Genomic DNA, 594 nt, shown 5'->3' on the forward strand with positions numbered 1-594 from the left:
AGCACGGCATGGCGCTCGACGAGGCCGACGCCAAGTACGGCCGGGACATCGAGGGTTTGCGTAGGCAGATGATCCAGGCCGGGTTTACAAAGGCCGAGGTTGACCGGTTGATCGGCGCCTACCGGGACATCCCGAAGCGGGTCGACACGAAGGTTGCCGTCGACACGACATCGGCGATGCAGCGGGCGAAAGCCCTGCGTGAGTACTTAAAGAAGATCCCCGATGAGGTCGTCAACATTGCGATGCGGGTCACCGGGCAGCGCAACGCGTCCGCTGCCGCTGCGGCGATCCGGAAGCAGTACGCAAACCGGTGGGGCAACGTTTACCACGCCGAGGATGGCCTGCTCAGGCAGGCGAACGCGTGGGGCCCGGGGGACACCATGTACGCCTGGCGGGAGCCGGCCACCGGTGGCGAGGCGTTCGTGCCCAAGAACGGCGACGCCGGGCGGTCGCTGGGGATCCTTGACACTGCTGCCGGCTGGTACGGCCACGCGGTGGTGCCGAGGCAGCAGGCGCAGCCGATGGTGGCGATGGCCGGCGGCGGGGGCACGTTGTTGGCTGACATCACGATCCGCTGGCCGGACGGGAGTGTGG

General features: G+C 67.8%; 1 protein-coding gene. It reads left to right on the forward strand.

Annotation, left to right across the window (positions count from 1 at the left end; translation table 11 throughout):
• On the forward strand, nt 1-594 hold a 594-nt coding region (locus OO70_RS50545), incomplete at both ends, for a hypothetical protein (protein ID WP_043688331.1).

This window comes from Streptomyces xylophagus (assembly GCF_000716435.1).
GTDB lineage: Bacteria > Actinomycetota > Actinomycetes > Streptomycetales > Streptomycetaceae > Streptomyces > Streptomyces xylophagus.